Source organism: Streptomyces sp. NPDC096323 (assembly GCF_040302845.1).
In the GTDB taxonomy this organism is placed as follows: Bacteria; Actinomycetota; Actinomycetes; order Streptomycetales; family Streptomycetaceae; genus Streptomyces.
This window is the reverse complement of the sequence record NZ_JBEOSI010000002.1, coordinates 648427-663812: the sequence shown is the minus strand read 5'-3', so window position 1 is coordinate 663812 and position 15386 is coordinate 648427. Positions and strand designations below refer to the sequence as shown.

At 71.9% G+C, this 15386-nt stretch carries 12 protein-coding genes; 7 read left to right on the top strand and 5 right to left on the bottom strand.

Going from position 1 to position 15386, the window contains the following annotated elements:
* Positions 1-13: 13 nt before the first annotated feature.
* From ABTX18_RS06950 to ABTX18_RS06940, 3 genes are all read right to left on the bottom strand, one after another.
* Positions 14-1444 carry an MFS transporter gene (locus ABTX18_RS06950; RefSeq protein WP_503061101.1) on the bottom strand — a complete coding sequence of 477 codons (1431 nt, stop codon included), beginning with the start codon at positions 1442-1444 and terminating at the stop codon, positions 14-16.
* Between the two features lie 116 nt (positions 1445-1560).
* Positions 1561-2757 carry a lipid-transfer protein gene (locus tag ABTX18_RS06945; RefSeq protein ID WP_352121685.1) on the bottom strand — a complete coding sequence of 399 codons (1197 nt, stop codon included), beginning with the start codon at positions 2755-2757 and terminating at the stop codon, positions 1561-1563.
* An 11-nt stretch (positions 2758-2768) separates the two neighbouring features.
* On the bottom strand, positions 2769-5021 hold the full coding sequence (locus ABTX18_RS06940) for an acyl-CoA dehydrogenase family protein (protein WP_352121684.1): 2253 nt from the start codon (positions 5019-5021) through the stop codon (positions 2769-2771).
* Positions 5022-5278: 257 nt separating this feature from the next.
* Here ABTX18_RS06940 and ABTX18_RS06935 point away from each other — a divergent pair, with 257 nt between their 5' ends.
* The gene (locus ABTX18_RS06935) at positions 5279-7117 is read left to right on the top strand and encodes an MFS transporter (protein ID WP_352121683.1); all 1839 of its coding nucleotides are present in this window, start codon (positions 5279-5281) and stop codon (positions 7115-7117) included.
* On the opposite strand, the gene pepE is transcribed toward ABTX18_RS06935, so the two are convergent.
* Complete coding sequence (gene pepE / locus ABTX18_RS06930; RefSeq protein ID WP_352121682.1) at positions 7080-7808, bottom strand: dipeptidase PepE; 729 nt, start codon at positions 7806-7808, stop codon at positions 7080-7082. The two genes, ABTX18_RS06935 and pepE, sit on opposite strands and share 38 nt — an antisense overlap.
* A gap of 59 nt (positions 7809-7867) precedes the next feature.
* Positions 7868-8695 carry an IclR family transcriptional regulator gene (locus ABTX18_RS06925; RefSeq protein ID WP_352121681.1) on the bottom strand — a complete coding sequence of 276 codons (828 nt, stop codon included), beginning with the start codon at positions 8693-8695 and terminating at the stop codon, positions 7868-7870.
* 153 nt (positions 8696-8848) lie between these two features.
* Between ABTX18_RS06925 and ABTX18_RS06920 the strand changes: the two genes are divergently transcribed.
* The 6 genes from ABTX18_RS06920 (at position 8849) to ABTX18_RS06895 (ending at position 15374) form a co-directional block, all read left to right on the top strand.
* Entirely contained in the window at positions 8849-9802 is a 954-nt protein-coding gene (locus ABTX18_RS06920; protein WP_352121680.1) for a DUF1177 domain-containing protein, read from the top strand.
* On the top strand, positions 9802-11199 hold the full coding sequence (locus ABTX18_RS06915) for a cytosine permease (protein WP_352121679.1): 1398 nt from the start codon (positions 9802-9804) through the stop codon (positions 11197-11199). The genes ABTX18_RS06920 and ABTX18_RS06915 overlap by 1 nt, the downstream gene beginning before the upstream one ends.
* Entirely contained in the window at positions 11196-12527 is a 1332-nt protein-coding gene (locus tag ABTX18_RS06910) for a M20/M25/M40 family metallo-hydrolase (protein WP_352121678.1), read from the top strand. Before ABTX18_RS06915 ends, ABTX18_RS06910 begins: the two co-directional genes overlap by 4 nt.
* A 99-nt stretch (positions 12528-12626) precedes the next feature.
* Entirely contained in the window at positions 12627-13271 is a 645-nt protein-coding gene (locus ABTX18_RS06905; protein WP_352121677.1) for a class I SAM-dependent methyltransferase, read from the top strand.
* 147 nt (positions 13272-13418) lie between these two features.
* Positions 13419-14342, top strand: coding sequence for an N-acetylmuramoyl-L-alanine amidase (locus ABTX18_RS06900; RefSeq protein ID WP_352121676.1), 924 nt, complete (start codon positions 13419-13421; stop codon positions 14340-14342).
* Positions 14343-14597: 255 nt separating this feature from the next.
* On the top strand, positions 14598-15374 hold the full coding sequence (locus ABTX18_RS06895) for a hypothetical protein (RefSeq protein WP_352121675.1): 777 nt from the start codon (positions 14598-14600) through the stop codon (positions 15372-15374).
* The last annotated feature ends 12 nt before the right edge of the window (positions 15375-15386 follow it).

The following is a 15386-nucleotide window of genomic DNA, read 5'->3' as shown; positions in this document are numbered from 1 at the left end:
CCGAAGGTGGCCCTCAGCGCTTCGCCGATCCGTGGCGCGGCAGCCAGAAGACCATGAGGAGCAGTCCGCCGAGCAGGACACCGCCCGCCGTCCGGAAGGCCAGGGCGTAGCCGGCGGTGAGTTCCACCGGGTCCGTTGAGCCGTTCGTGCGGGCCGCGGCGACCGTGGAGAGCACGGCCAGGCCGAGCGCGCCGCCCATCGTGCGGGAGGTGTTGACCAGGCCTGAGACCAGGCCCGCCTCGCCGGGGGCCGCGCCCGAGATGGCGAGGGAGGCGAGCGGGGTGGCCGCGAGGCCGGTGCCGGCCATCATCAGGACGCCGGGCAGGCAGACCGCCGTGAGGTACGAGCCGTCGGCAGTCATCGTGGACTGCCAGCCGAAGCCCGCGGCGGCCATCACCGTGCCGATCAGCGCCAGGTTCTTCGCGCCGGTACGGGCCATCAGCCGCGGCGCGCACTTCGAGCCGACCACGATGGCCACGGAGGTGGGCATCAGGGCGAGTCCGGCCCTCAGCGGGGAATAGTCCAGCACGTTCTGCGCGTACACGGTCATGAAGTACCACATCGAGAACGTGGCCGAGCCGATCACCAGCATCGCCACGTTCGCCGACGCCACCGCCCGCGCCCCGAGCACCCGCAGGGGCATCAGCGGCTTCGCCGTCCGGGCCTCCACCACGGCGAACAGCGCGAGCAGCGCCACACCGCCCAGCAGCGGCACCAGGGTTGCGGCGGCGGTCCAGCCCGACTCCTCGGTCTGCACGATGCCGTACGCGACCGAGGCCAGGCCCGCCGTGACGAGCAGGGCGCCCAGGAGGTCGATCCGGCCGCGGTCACCGGCCCGGCCCTCGGCGAGCCACAGCGCGGCGCCGATCAGGACGAGCACCCCGATGGGCACGTTGATGAGCAGGACCCACCGCCAGGACAGGGCGTCGGTGAGCGCCCCGCCGATCAGTCCGCCGGCCGCACCGCCGCCCGCGCCGACGGCCATCCAGGTGCCGATGGCCCTGGCCCTGGCGGGCCCCTCGGGGACGGCCGCCGTGAGCAGGGTGAGGGTCGCGGGGGCGAGCACGGCCGCACCGAGTCCCTGGGCGGCCCGGGCGGCGAGCAACTGCCAGCCCTCCTGGGCGAGTCCACCGGCGAGGGAGGCCGCGGTGAACAGGCCGAGACCGACGAGGAACATCCGCTTGCGGCCGTACAGGTCGGCGGCCCGCCCGCCGAGCAGCATGAATCCGGCGAAGGCGATGGAGTACGCGTTGAGCACCCACTGCAGGCCTGCGGCACTCAGCCCCAGGTCGGTGCGCATGGAAGGGAGCGCCACATTGACGACGGACACGTCGAGGACGACGAGGAACTGGCCGGTGCAGGCGGCGAGCACGACCGCCCAGGTGCGGGTCCGGGTGCCGCCGGTACGGCGTGTGGGCGTCGAGACGTCAACCATAGGCGTCATACTCGCAGCCGCCCCGGACCCCGTACATCGGTTTCCGGACCGGACCGGCCTGGTCCATCGGCGTAGGACCGGGAGCCGACCGGGCCTCAGCGGCGTAGGACCGGGACTCCCGAGGTTCACCTCCGCAGCAGGGTCACCACCGCCGCCCCGCCCAGCCCGATGTTGTGGGCGAGTCCGGTCCGGGCGTCCGGCACCTGCCGGGGCCCGGCCTCGCCCCTGAGCTGCCAGGTGAGTTCGGCGGCCTGGGCGATCCCGGTGGCGCCGAGCGGATGGCCCTTGGAGATGAGGCCACCCGAGGGGTTGACCACCCACCGGCCGCCGTGGGTGGTGGCGCCGGACTCGACGAGCGCGCCGGACTCGCCCTCGCCGCACAGCCCGAGCGCCTCGTAGGTGAGGAGTTCGTTGATGGAGAAGCAGTCGTGGAGCTCGATGACATCGAGGTCCTCGGCGCCGATGCCGGCTCTCTCGTACACCTGGCGTGCCGCCTCGCGCGACATCGGCAGGCCGACGGCGTCGATGCAGGTGCCGGAGGCGAAGGAGTCCTCGGTGTCGGTCGTCATGGCCTGGGCGGCGATCTCGACGGCCCGGTCGCCGAGCCCCTGCCGGTCGACGAAGCGCTCCGAGACGACGACGGCCGCCGCCGCCCCGTCGGATGTCGGGGAGCACTGGAGCCGGGTGAGGGGGCGGTGGATGGGCTTGGCGGTGAGGACCTCGTCGACCGTGTACGGGTCCTGGAACTGCGCGTACGGGTTCCCGGCCGAGTGGCGGTGGTTCTTGGCGGCGACCGCGGCGAGCTGCGCTTCCGTGGTGCCGTAGCGCTCCATGTGCTCCCGGGCCGCGTTGCCGAAGATCTGCGCGGTGGGCGGGGTCATCTCGAAGCCGTGGGCGGCGGCCATGATGCCGTAGTGCCGGGCCACCGGTGATGTCCTGAAGTCGCCCGCGCCGCCGTCGGACCCGTCGCCGCCGAGCGATCCGCGCGCCATCTTCTCGAAGCCGAGCGCGAGGACGCAGTCGCTGCCGCCGCCCTCGACGAACTGGCGGGCCATCATCAGGGCGGTGGAGCCGGTGGCGCAGTTGTTGTTGACGTTGTAGACGGGTATGCCGGTCAGCCCGAGTCCGTAGACGGCGCGCTGCCCGGCGGTGGAGGCCTGGAAGCAGTAGCCGACGGCTGCCTGCTCGATGTCCTCGTACGTGACCGAGGCATCGGCGAGCGCGGCGGTCCCGGCCTCCTTCGCCATGTCCCAGTACTGCCAGTCGCGGGTCTCGGGCTTCTCGAACTTCGTCATCCCGACGCCGACGATGTACGCCTTCATCTGCTGTCCCTTCAGTCCCGCGGGAGGCCGAGGATGCGCTCGGCGACGACATTGAGCTGAACCTGGGTGGTGCCGCCCGCGATGGTGAGGCAGCGGGACATCAGGAAGCCGTGCACCGCCCGCTCCCCCGCCCCTTCGCACACCGCCCCGTCCGGACCGAGGAGTTCGAGGGTCAGTTCGGCGACCCTCTGCTGGTGGACGGTCTGGACGAGCTTGCGTACGGAGGCTCCGGCGCCCGGCTCGAGGCCCGAGACCTGCTGGAGCGTGGTGCGCAGTCCGATGCAGGCCAGTGCGTGGGCCTCGACGGCCAGCGCCCCGATCCTGGCCCGGCAGGCGCCGTCGAGCCCGGCGGCGCCATCGAGCCCGGCGGCGCGCTCGATCAGGGCCTCCAGGCCGGTGTCGAAGGCCACCTGGTCGGCCATGTGGACGCGTTCGTTGCCCAGAGTGTTGCGCGCGACCTGCCATCCGCCGCCCGCCTCACCGACCAGGGCGTCCTCGGGCAGCAGGACGTCGTCGAAGTACACCTCGTTGAAGAGGGAGTCGCCGGTGATCTCCTTCAGGGGGCGGATGTCGATGCCCTGGGTGTTCTTCATGTCCACGAGGAAGTAGCCGAGCCCTTGGTGCTTGGGGGCGTCCGGGTCCGTCCTGGCGAGCAGGATGCCGTGGTCGGCCCACTGGGCGGCGCTCGTCCACACCTTCTGGCCGTTGATCCGCCAGCCCTCGGGGGTCCGTTCGGCACGGGTGCGCAGCGAGGCGAGGTCGGAGCCGGCGCCGGGTTCGGAGAACAGCTGGCACCACTGGAGTTCACCGCGCAGGGTGGGCAGGAGGTAGCGCTCCTGTTGCGCGGCGGTCCCGTGCGCGAGGAGGGAGGGCACCACCCAGGTGGCGATCCCCAGGCCGCTCAGCTTCACGCCCTGGTCACTCAACTCCTGCTGCACGGCCAGTTGTTGCACGGGACCGGCACCCAGCCCGTACGGCGCCGGCAGATGCGGGGCCGCGTAGCCGGTGGGGGCGAGCGCGCGGCGGGCGGCTCCCGGGTCGAGGCCGCGGGCGGCGGCGACGGCGTCGCGGGCCGCCGAGCGGTACGCGGCCGCCGGCTCCGGTAGTTCCAGAATGAGTTCGCGGCGAGCTCCGCCTGCGGCCAGGCGGACGGCGCGTTGCCGGTGGTCGTCGCCGGGGCCCAGCAGTTGCCGGGCCACCAGGGCGCGGCGCAGATACAGATGGGCGTCGTGTTCCCAGGTGAAGCCGATGCCGCCGAGGATCTGGATGGCGTCCTTGGCGCAGCTGTACGCGGCGTCCAGGGCGGTCGCCGCGGCGAGAGCGGCCGTCAGACCGCGTACGGCCTCGGGCTCACCGGCCGCGCGGGCGGCGTCCCAGACCAGGGCGCGGGCCTGTTCGACGCGGACGAGCATGTCGGCACACAGGTGCTTGACGCCCTGGAACTGCCCGATGGGGCGGCCGAACTGTTCGCGGACCTTGGCGTGTTCGGCCGCGGTGTCCAGGGAGCGGGCCGCGGTGCCGCAGGCCTCGGCGGCGAGGAGGACGGCGGCGAGGTCGCGGACGAGGCGGGAGTCGGTGGGCAGGGCGCGTCCGGCGGGAACCAGGACCCGGTCGGCGCGGACCGCGGCGGTGGGCCGGGTGGGGTCGGCGCTGCGGTGCGGGCGCACGGTGAGGCCCTGCGTCGCGGTGTCGACGGCGAACCAGCGGATGCCGGTGGTGGAGGCGGCGGGCAGCAGGAGCAGGTCGGCCTCGGCACCGGAGAGGACCGGCGGCAGCGCGCCCTCCAGGAGGTGGCCGCCCTCGCGCTCGACGGCGGTGAGGGTGCCGGGGCCAAGCGCGACGGCCCCGATGCGCGTCCCGGCCGCCAGGTCGCGTACCAGCTCACCGGCGCCCGAGGCGTGCGAGACGGCCTCGCGCAGGACGGCCTCATCCGGGACGGCCTCGCGCAGGACGGCCTCATGCAGAACCGCGGAGGCGAGGGCGCTCGCCAGGTAGGGGCCCGGGAGTGCGGCGCGGCCCGCCTCCTCGAGGGCGACGGCGAGATCGAGGAGGTCGCCGCCCCCGCCCCCGTACGCCTCGGGCAGATGGAGGGCGAGCAGCCCCTGCTCCGCGAGGCCGTCCCAGTACGCGGGGCGTGCGCCGGGGCCGGCGGGGGCGTTCGCGTCGAGGAGTTTGCGGATTTCTCCGGGCGATACGGCCCGTGCCAGCCAGCCCCGCACGGCCTGGGCGAGCTCCCTGTGCTCTTCGGTGATTCCGATGCCCATGCGGATCCTCGCCGGTCGCTGCCACTGGAACGGCGCAAGAGTAGAACACGTTCCAATCTGACGGAAGGTCAGATGCGCTCCCGGTCGGGCCGGCCCGTGCGACTTGACCTGTTCTTGGCTTATTCACCGGAATAGCTCGGGCATCCGAAAGGTTTCACTCTGCACGTACTTGGCGGTCAGTGCTGTCCGCCGCAGGGACGCAGTCCTGACCCCGCACCTCATCTCCACCCCTCTTCCGCTGCCCGGAGGCCGCACGCATGCCACAGACGACGCACGAACAGACCGCCGCCGAGCTTCCTGATCCGGGGGCATCGAAGGGGGGCCGCGGGATCGTTCCCGTGCTCGCCTTCGCGGGCATCACCGTCGCGGTGATGCAGACCCTGCTCGTCCCCGTCATCAAGGACCTGCCCGCGCTTCTGCACACCGACCCGTCCAACGCGACGTGGGTGATGACGGCGACCCTGCTCGCCGGAGCCGTCGCCACGCCGATCATGGGACGGCTCGGCGACCTCAACGGCAAGCGGAAGATGCTGCTGGCCAGCCTCGCCGTGATGGTGATCGGCTCGCTGATCTGCGCGTTCACCGACGACCTCGTGATCATGATCGTGGGCCGTGCGCTCCAGGGCTTCGCGATGGGCGCCATCCCGCTGGGCATCGGCATCATGCGCGACGAGCTGCCGCGCGAGAAGCTCGGTTCGGCGATGGCCCTGATGAGTTCCTCGATCGGGGTGGGCGGCGGACTCGCCCTGCCCGCCGCCGCGCTGGTCGCCCAGCACGCCGACTGGCACACCCTCTTCTTCGGCTCGGCCGGTCTCGGCGTGCTGGCCATGGCGCTGACCGTGCTGGTGGTGCCGGAGACCTCGCTGCGCGCTCCCGGGCGGTTCGACGTCACGGGCGCGCTCGGCCTCTCGCTCGGTCTGGTTCTCCTGCTGCTGCCGATCACCAAGGGCAGCGACTGGGGCTGGACCTCGGGCACCACGCTCGGCCTGATCGCCGCCGCCCTGGTCGTCCTCGTGCTCTGGGGCGTGTTCGAGCTGCGCAGTGACGCGCCGCTGGTCGATCTGCGGACCACGGCCCGGCGCGAGGTGCTGCTCACCAACCTCGCCTCGATCATGGTCGGCGTCGCCTTCTACGCCGTCTCGCTGGTCCTTCCGCAGCTGCTCCAGCTGCCGACGTCCACCGGTTACGGCCTCGGCCAGTCCATGGTCGTCGCCGGCCTGTGCGTGGCCCCGCTCGGCCTGACGATGATGTTCGTGGCCCCGCTGTACGCCCGCATCTCGGCCCGGTACGGCCCCAAGGTGTCGCTGATGCTCGGCATGCTGGTCATCGCGATCGGTTACGGGGCCGGGCTCGGCCTGATGAGCGCCGCCTGGCAGACCATCGTGATCGCGGTGCTGCTCGGGGCCGGCATCGGGCTCGCGTACTCCTCGCTGCCCGCGCTGATCATCGGCGCCGTCGACGCCTCGGAGACGGGCGCGGCCAACGGACTCAACACCCTGATGCGCTCGATCGGCACCTCGGTGTCGAGCGCCGTGATCGGCATGGTGCTGGCGAACACCTCGGTGCGGATGGGGCCGGTCGAGGTGCCCAGCATGGAGGGCTTCCGGACCTCGTTCATGATCGCGACGGGTGCGGTGCTGGTCGGTCTCGTCCTGGCCGCGTTCCTGCCGTCGCCGCGGAAGGCCGCCGCGCCGGTGCTCCTTGCGAGCAGCGCCGCCGACGCCGCCGCGCGCGAGGCCGGCGACCCGCTGCCCGCCGTCCCGCATCCGTATCTCGGCTCCGACGGCTTCCGTGGCCGCGTGCTGGAGGCGGACGGGACGCCGGTGGCGGGCGCCAATGTGACCCTGATCGACCGGCACGGCCGGCAGGCCGGGCTCACCACGACGGACGCGCAGGGCCGCTACGCGCTCGCCGCGCCCGGCCACGGCAGCTTCGTCCTGGCCGGGTCGGCCGCCGGGTACGCGCCGAGGGCCCGCCCCGTGTCGCACCCGGCGGACGGGCCGCACGGCTCTCGGGGAACTCGGGGATCGCGGGGCGAGACCGATCTGGTGCTGACGGTCAGCGCACCGGAGCGTCGAACCGCGGCACGGTCGTGAGCAGATGAGAGACGTCCGTCCCCACCGGGAGTTCCTGCGGCTGCGCGCCGCGGGTGAACAGCCGGGCGGGGCGGGCGCCCTGGACCCGGGCCTGGCGCCCGTTCACCCGCAGCCATGAGCCCTCGCGCAGACCGAGCACCGGCACGTCGTTCTCCTCCAGGAACTCGCCGAGCCGCTCCTCGCGGGTCTCGCCCTTGTGGGTGCTGGCCGGGTCCGGGTCCAGATAGTGCGGGTTGATCTGGAACGGGACGAGGCCGAGCGTCTCGAAGGACGGCGGCTGCACGATGGGCATGTCGTTGGTGGTACGGAGGGTGGGCGCCGCCATGTTCGTCCCCGCACTGGCCCCCATGTACGGGAGTCCCGCGCGCACCGACTCCGTCACGGCGTCACGCAGCCCGGTGCGGTAGAGGGCGCTCAGCAGCCGGAAGGAGTTGCCGCCGCCGATGAACACGGCGTCCGACGCGGCGAGTTCGGCGACCGGGTCGGCGTTCTCGTGGACGCCGCGGACGCTGATGCCGGCCGGTTCCAGGGCGCCCCGGACGCGCGCGGTGTACGTGGCGTAGTCGGCGAGCGCGTAGGGCACGAAGGCGAGCCGGGCGCCGGCCGGCAGGAAGGCGGCGACCGTGTCGAGGGCGTGTTCCAGGTAACCGCAGCCGTGCTGGGTGGAGTTGGAGAGCAGAAGCAGATTCACGGGGTTCCTCCAGGGTTCTTCGCGGGTCGGTGGTACGGGCCTGCGGGGCCTGTCCCGGGTCAGGCGGTCCCCGTCCGGCGGGCCCTCGGCTTCGGGCGCTGGGGCGGATGGGTGAGGCGCTTCTCCAGCAGGTCGGCGGCGTGCCGCAGCGCGTCGAGACGGTTCTCCGGCGCCCCGTCGAACCGTTCCTTCGCGCCGCCCAGGCTGAGGCTGCCGTACGGCTCACGCCCGAGGAAGACCGGCACGGCGACGGTCGCGACGCCGGTGTCGTACTCGCCGACCGTCCAGGCGTAACCCTGGGCGCGGACCTTCAGGAACTCCTGCTCCAGCAGGTCCGGATCGGTGACGGTCCGGTCGGTGAACCGGGCCATCGGGCGCCCGCGGAAGAGCCGGTGGCGCTGCTCGTCCGGCAGGTAGGCGTAGAACGACTTGCTGGTCGCCCCGGCGTGCGCCGGGTAGAGCTCACCGACCAGCGGGTAGTAGCGCAGCGGCCCGGTCTCGCCCTCCTCGGCGGCCACGCACCGCATGTGGAAGCTGTCCGGCAGACAGAACAGCACCGTGTCACCGGTGACCCGGCGCAACTCCTCCAGGACCGGTCCGGCCAGCAGCTCCAGCGATCCGGAGCGCTCCCAGAGCCTGCCCAGGCGCAGCACGGCGGGGCCGATGCGGTAGCGGCGGGTGACGGGGTCGGAGACCAGGAAGCCGCGCCCGGCGAGGGTGGCGAGCAGCCGCTGGGCCACCGAGGTGTCCCAGCCGAACTCCTCGGCGACCTCGGTGACGCCCCAGTCCGGTCTGGTCCGCTCGAACGCGAGCAGCACGAGGAGCGCCCGGTCGACGGTTTGCAGGGCCCCCGCGGGGGTGCGCCGGTCGAGATCGAAGTCCGTCATCGTCTATCTCACCATTCAGACGTGAATTGCAAATAACGGGAAACAGTTGCGTTCAACGCTATCCGATCCCGAGTCTGCTCTCAGCACCCCGTCCGGCGTCCCACTCCCTGCCGGGCGCCGGACGGGTGTGACGGATGCGCGAGAAAGGCCCCCATGTTGAAGTACGTACTGGACGTCGTCGATCTCCTCGACGATCCCCAGGTCAATGGCAAGACGGTCGTCGAGTACCTCGACTCCGTAGCGGGGGCCGAGGGCTCGTCCGCGGAGGTCACCACGGTCGCCGGCGAGCGCGGTTCGACGGACTTCGTGATGGTCCGCATCCCCGGCTCCCGGGGACGCACGGCCGGGGGCGGTGCCCGCACGCTCGGCGTCGTCGGCCGGCTCGGCGGTATCGGCGCCCGGCCGGAGGTGACCGGCATGGTCTCCGACGCCGACGGCGCGGTCTCGGCCGTCGCCACCGCCGCCAAGCTGCTCGACATGCGCCGCCGCGGCGACGTGCTGCCCGGCGATGTGATCGTCGCCACGCACATCTGCCCGAACGCGCCGACCGAGCCGCACGACCCGGTGCCGTTCATGGGCTCGCCCGTGGACATCGCCACCATGAACCGGCACGAGGTGACCGGCGAGATGGAGGCCGTGCTCTCCATCGACACCACCAAGGGCAACCGGATCATCAACCACAAGGGCCTCGCCCTGTCGCCCACCGTCAAGGAGGGCTGGGTCCTCCGGGTCAGCGAGCAGCTGGGCGAACTGCTGGCCGTGGTGACCGGTGAGCCGTTGGTCACGTACCCCGTGACCACGCAGGACATCACGCCGTACGGTAACGGTGCACACCACATCAATTCGATCCTCCAGCCCTCCACCGCGACGGCCGCCCCCGTCGTCGGCCTGGCCATCACGTCGGCCTCCGCGGTGCCGGGCTGCGGCACCGGCGCGAGTCACGAGGGCGACATCGCGTCCGCCGCCCGCTACGCCGTGGAGGTCGCCAAGGCCTACGGCGGCGGCCACCTGGACTTCCACGACGCGATGGAGTTCGACAACCTCGTCAACCGCTACGGGTCGCTGGCTCACCTGCAGACCTTCGGCCGCACCCCCCAGGAGTCCTGATGGCAGCCGCCCCGCAGGCCGACGCCGTGGTCCACGGGACCAAGAGCATCGGCAGCGACGACTACTCGCTCTCGCGCGTCCCGCGCGACAAGCGGTTCGGTTTCTGGTCGATGCTGCTCCAGTGGCTGGCCCAGTCCGGTTCGATCTCGCAGTTCACGCTCGGCGCCACCATCGGCGTCGGCATGACCTTCGGCGACGCCTTCCTCGCCTTCACGCTCGGCGCGGTGATCCTGGAGATCGTGATCTTCGCGATCGGCCTGGCCGGCATGCGCGAGGGTCTCGCGACCCCGATGCTGACCCGCTGGGTGGGCTTCGGGCGCAACGGCTCGGCCCTGGTCAGCTTCGTCATCGCGGTCAGCCTCGTCGGCTGGTTCGGCGTCCAGAACACGATCTTCGGCAACAGCGTCTCGGCGCTGGTCGGCGGACCGTCCTGGATGTGGTGCGTCTTCGCGGGCATCGCCATCACCGCCCTGGTGATCTTCGGCTTCAAGTACATGGCGAACTTCGCGAAGATCGTCACCCCGCTCTTCTTCGCGATGGTCGCCTGGTCCGTCATCCGCACCCTGAACGACCACTCGTTCAGCGACCTGATCCACTCGCCGCCGCCGGGCGACACGATCCCACTGGCCGTCGCCGCCACCGCCATCGCGGGCGGCTACATGACCGGCGCGATCGTCTCCCCGGAGATGACCCGCTACAACAAGCGCGGCTCGCACGTCTTCCTGCAGAGCGCCTCCTCGATGATCCTCTCCGAATACATCGTCGGACTGACCGGTGTGCTGCTCGGCCACCTGGTGAAGAGCAACGAGGTCTCGCACATCGTGCTCTCCACCTCCGGCGCCTTCGGCGTGATCGTGGTCCTGATGTCGACCGCCAAGATCAACGACTGGAACCTGTACGGCTCCTCGCTCGGCGTCGTCAACTTCTTCCAGGTCGTCTTCGGCAAGCGCGTCCACCGAGGCGCGGTCACGATCGTCCTCGGCATCGCGGGCACGCTCCTGTCCGCGGTCGGGATCATGACCCACTTCACCGAGTTCCTCACGATCCTCGGCGTCGCGATCCCGCCGATCGGCGGCATCATCGTGGCCGAGTACTGGGTCGTGAAGAAGATGCGCGAGCCGCTGGACGACACCCGGGAGTCCGAGACGCTGCCGAAGTCCTCGCCGACCTGGGTCCCGATGTCGATCGTCATCTGGATCGTGGCGTTCTGCGTCGGCAAGTTCTACGACGGCGGCATCCCGGCCCTGAACTCGCTGGCCACCGCCTTCGTCCTGTACGTCGTCCTCGGCCTGCTGGGCTGGGTGAAGCCGTACGGCACCTCCGCCCTGGACGACGAGGGCTCCGGGGACAGCGCTGTCCCCGCCGCCCGCACCACCACCTCCGTGGGAGCAGCATGAGCACCGTCCCCGAACCCGCCTCCCCCCTGGTCCCGGCCTCCGACGAGGCCCAGGCCGAGGTCGTCGACCTCTGCGCCGAGCTGATCCGCTTCGACACCTCCAACCCCACGAGCGACGAGCGCCCGAGCGCCGAGTGGGTGGTGGGCCGCCTCGCCGAGGTGGGCATCGAGTCCGAGCTGATCGAGTCCGCCCCCGGGCGGGCCAGCGTCATCGCCCGGATCGCGGGCCGCGATCCCGCACGCGGCGCCCTGCTGGTCCACGGCCACCTGGACGTGGTCCCCGCCGACGCCTCCGAGTGGCAGGTGCCGCCGTTCTCCGGCGAGATCAGGGACGGCTACCTCTGGGGCCGCGGCGCGATCGACATGAAGGACACGGTGGCCGTCATGCTGGCCACCGCCCGCCACTTCGCCCGCACCGGTACGCAGCCCTCGCGGGACCTGGTCCTCGCCTTCCTCGCCGACGAGGAGGCGGGCGGCAACTTCGGCGCCCACTGGCTGGTCGAGCACCGCCCGGAGCTGTTCGCCGGAGTGACCGAGGCGATCGGGGAGGGCGGCGGGTTCTCCTTCGCCCTCGACGACACCCGTCGCCTCTACCCGATCGAGAACGCCCAGCGCGGCATGGCCTGGATGGAGCTCACCGCGACCGGCCGGGCCGGCCACGGATCGTCCCCCAACGATGAGAACGCGGTCACCGACCTCGCCGAGTCGCTGACCCGGATCGGCCGCGAGACCTTCCCGATCCGGCTGATCGAACCGGTCCGCGCCCTGCTGGAGGAGGCCGCCCGCCTCTACGGCGTGGAGTTCGACGAGAGCGACATCGAGGGCAGCCTCGCGAAGCTGGGCCCGGTCGCCGACTTCATGCAGGTGGTGCTCCGCAACTCGGCGAACCCGACCATGTTCGACGCCGGCTACCAGACGAACGTGATCCCCGGGAAAGCGACCGCGCGTGTCGACGGCCGCTTCCTGCCGGGCCACGAGCAGGAGCTGATCGACACGATCGACCGGCTGCTGCTGCCCTCGGTCACCCGTGAGTGGGTCAACCACGACATCGCTATGGAGACCACGTTCGACGGCCCCCTCGTCGACGCCATGTGCGAGGCGGTGCGCGCCGAGGACCCGGACGGCCACCCCGTTCCGTACTGCAACCCCGGCGGCACGGACGCAAAGGCCTTCACCCACCTGGGCATCCGCTGCTTCGGCTTCAAGGGCCTCAAGCTCCCGCACGACCTGGACTACGGCCGGCTCTTCCACGGCGTGGACGAGCGCGTCCCGCTGGAGGGACTGCGCTTCGGCGTCCGCGTCATGACCCGGCTCTGGCAGAGCTGCTGACACGTCTCCCGCAGCCGCACACCCCCGCCGACCAGGTCGACGGGGGTGTGCGGCACGATGGGGCGCCGTCGACACGACCCGTCCCACCAGGAGGAACCCATGGCCGCCGAGCCCAAGCCGGAGATTCTCGCCGCGTTCCAGGCCGCCAAGGGCTTCATGCCGGTGGGCGAGGGACTCGCGCTGTACGCCGCCGCCACCGAGGCCGCCGCCCTCGGTCTGCCGCTGCTGGAGGTGGGCACGTACTGCGGGCGCTCCACCATCCTGCTCGCCGACGCGGCGCGTGGGGCCGGCGTGACGGCGCTCACCGTCGACCACCACCGGGGCAGCGAGGAGCAGCAGCCCGGCTGGGAGTACCACGACCCGACGGTGGTGGACCCCGAGGTGGGCCGGATGGACACGCTGCCCACCTTCCGCCGCACGCTGCACGCCGCCGGTCTGGAGGAGCACGTGGTGGCGCTCGTGGGGCGGTCCCCGCAGGTCGCGGCCGTCTGGGGCGGCTGCCTGGGCCTCGTCTTCATCGACGGCGGCCACACCGACGAGCACGCGAACGGCGACTACGAGGGCTGGGCCCCGCATCTCGCCGAGGGCGGGCTGCTGGTGATCCACGACGTGTTCCCGGACCCGGCGCACGGCGGCCAGGCCCCGTACCGGGTGTATCTGCGGGCGTTGGCGTCGGGGGCGTTCACCGAGATCTCCGTCACGGACTCGCTGCGGGTGCTGCGGCGTACGGGAACGGGAATCTGAGCCCCGACGACGCCGCGACGGCTCCCGGGCGGCTTCGTCCGCGCCGGACCCCGGTCCGCACGGACACCGCGAGGGCTCCCGGGCGGTCGCCGAGGCCGGACCGCGAGCTCTCCGGACACCGCGCGACCTCCCGGATAGCATCGCCGGGTGCGTCACGACGAGAGTGCTCCCCCCACCGCCCGCCGCCCCGCCCTGGCGGCCGCCGCGGGTCTGACCCTGCTCTGCCTGGGCGCGGCCGGCTGCGGCGGTGGCGGCGCCGCGCAGGCGCAGCCCGGGAAGGGCGGCGACGCGGCTGGGTCCTCGACGGCCGCGCCCGCTCCGGCCTCCCCGGCGACGCCGTCACCGGCGCGTACGAGCGCGCCCCCGTCGAAGGCGCCCGCCTCCCCCGCTCCGTCCGGGCCGCTGTCCGGGAAGACGGTCGTCATCGACCCGGGCCACAATCCGGACAACCACCTGCACACCGCCGAGATCAACCGCCAGGTCGACATCGGCACCGCGCACAAGGAGTGCGACACCACCGGCACCTCCACCGACGCCGGATACGCGGAGGCCCGTTTCACCCTCGACGTCTCGCACCGGCTGCGGACGCTGCTGCGCGCGCAGGGCGCGAAGGTGATCCTGACGTACGACGGCGACCGGGCGTTCGGGCCGTGCGTCGACGAGCGGGCCCGGATCGGCAACAAGGCCGGCGCGGACGCGGTCGTCTCGGTCCACGCCGACGGTTCGGCCGTGGGGAACCGCGGCTTCCATGTGATCCTTCCCGCACTGGTGCGCGGCGGCGCGGCGGACACCTCGGAGATCGTGGGTCCTTCGCGCGATCTGGGGACCCGCATCGCCGGACTTTTCGTACGCGCTACCGGAAGCGCGCCTTCCAATTACGTCGGCGGCCATAGCGGTCTGGACATCCGCAAGGATCTCGGCGGACTGAATTTGTCGACCGTCCCCAAAGTCTTCATCGAATGCGGCAATATGCGTGATCCGAAGGACGCCGCCCTGCTGACGAGTGCGGGCTGGCGCCAGAAGGCCGCCCAGGGCATCGCGGACGGCATCAGCAGCTACCTCAAGGGGTAGCCGGCCGACGGCATCAGTGACTGTTCCAACGGGTAGTAACAGGTGCTTCTGCGGTGAATTCGGGAGGATGCCCGCCCAAGGACCGGGCAGGAGCACAACCCGCCCGGGCAGACGATAGATTCATCCGTACGATGGGGGGCCGCTCCCGAGCTTCGCGCCGTACCCGCCGTACCGGTGGCAGCGACGACCGCCCCGACGAGACGACCGACTAAGGACCTTCACGTGAATATCCGCTCCCTCACTCGAGGCGATGGCGTGGTGATCGGAGCAGCGGTCGTGCTGTTCATCGCCTCTTTCCTCGACTACTTCGACTACGGAAGCAACAGCCTCGACGCGCCCAACTCCTGGGACTCCCTGGGCAACGCGATCGGCGTCTACATGGTCGGGGTGATCGGTGCCGCACTGATCGTGCTGTCCCGTTCGCAGCCCCAGCCGCGCAAGGTCGCCGGTCTCGATCTCGCCCAGTTCGGTGTCGCCGCCACGGTGTTCACCGCGTGGAGCCTGTTCTGGACCATCATCGACCTCGGCCAGATCGACGCCGGCGCCGGCCTGATCCTCGGCCTGATCGCCTCCCTGGCCCTGGCCGGGGGCGCGGTGGCCTCCCCGCTGCTGCCGGCCCTCAAGGCCCCGCTGGCGGGCGCCCCGAAGCCGCAGGCCGTGCAGCCGCCGTACGGTGGTCAGCCGGGCCAGGGCTATGGCTACCCGGGTGCCCAGCAGCCGTCCTACGGCGGTCAGCCGCAGGGCCAGGCCCCGGCCTTCGGCGGTCAGCCGCAGCCCGGCCAGCCCGACCCGCAGCAGGCCCAGGCGCCCGCCCAGCAGGCGGCGCCCGCCGGTGACTTCACCCCGTTCTGGTTCGCGGTGCCGGTGGCCCGTCCGCTGTACGGCGAGGACGGTTCGCCGTCCCCGATCGCCGAACTGGCGCCGGGCACCTGGTATCTCGCGGTCGAGCAGCGCGGTCCGGTCCTCATCGCCCAGACCCAGGACGGCCGTCGTGGTGTGCTCCAGGACACCACGGGCATCCAGCGCGGCTGAGCGGCTGACGCC

Coding starts and splice junctions, on each gene's coding strand:
- ABTX18_RS06920 (WP_352121680.1), top strand. CDS start 8,849: ATGTTGAAGTACGTACTGGACGTCGTCGATCTCCTCGACGATCCCCAG.
- ABTX18_RS06905 (WP_352121677.1), top strand. CDS start 12,627: ATGGCCGCCGAGCCCAAGCCGGAGATTCTCGCCGCGTTCCAGGCCGCC.
- ABTX18_RS06925 (WP_352121681.1), bottom strand. CDS start 8,695: ATGACGGACTTCGATCTCGACCGGCGCACCCCCGCGGGGGCCCTGCAA.
- ABTX18_RS06940 (WP_352121684.1), bottom strand. CDS start 5,021: ATGGGCATCGGAATCACCGAAGAGCACAGGGAGCTCGCCCAGGCCGTG.
- ABTX18_RS06950 (WP_503061101.1), bottom strand. CDS start 1,444: ATGACGCCTATGGTTGACGTCTCGACGCCCACACGCCGTACCGGCGGC.
- ABTX18_RS06910 (WP_352121678.1), top strand. CDS start 11,196: ATGAGCACCGTCCCCGAACCCGCCTCCCCCCTGGTCCCGGCCTCCGAC.
- ABTX18_RS06945 (WP_352121685.1), bottom strand. CDS start 2,757: ATGAAGGCGTACATCGTCGGCGTCGGGATGACGAAGTTCGAGAAGCCC.
- ABTX18_RS06935 (WP_352121683.1), top strand. CDS start 5,279: ATGCCACAGACGACGCACGAACAGACCGCCGCCGAGCTTCCTGATCCG.
- ABTX18_RS06915 (WP_352121679.1), top strand. CDS start 9,802: ATGGCAGCCGCCCCGCAGGCCGACGCCGTGGTCCACGGGACCAAGAGC.